At 55.3% G+C, this 438-nt stretch carries 1 pseudogene; it reads left to right on the top strand.

Annotation, left to right across the window (positions count from 1 at the left end):
- A pseudogene (locus ACTHUT_RS22140) lies at window positions 1-438 on the top strand (hypothetical protein); the annotation flags it as partial.

Below are 438 nucleotides of genomic sequence, written 5' to 3'. Positions count from 1 at the left end.
GCTCAACAATACTTCAGACGGCAAATTCCGCATTATCCAAGTCGGCGACTCCCACACCGCCGGCGACTATTTCACCGACCGTCTGCGTCGCCGTTTACAACAAAAATGGGGCAATGGCGGCATTGGTTGGGTTTACCCCAATACTGTCAAAGGCCAGCGCATGGCAACCGTCCGTTACAACGGCAGCGGTTGGAACACCATCAGCAGCCGCAAATCACACAGCGATTTTTCTTTCGGCGGTATTGAAGCACGCGCCGATGGCGGCAGCGTTACCTTAAGCGCAGCCGACGGCAGCATGGATATGCAACAAATCTCCATTTTCGGCAAACCCGTTTGGTCAGAGCAAACCCTGACCGTCAACGGCCGTGAAATCCCCGCCACACAAAATGGTTGGCAACTGCTGCATACCCATGCTTCCCTGCCGATGACCCTCAGCAG

The sequence above is a fragment of the Neisseria sp. P0022.S010 genome (assembly GCF_051956635.1).
The sequence above is the reverse complement of the archived record's forward strand: the minus strand, read 5'-3'. Positions and strand labels throughout refer to the sequence as shown.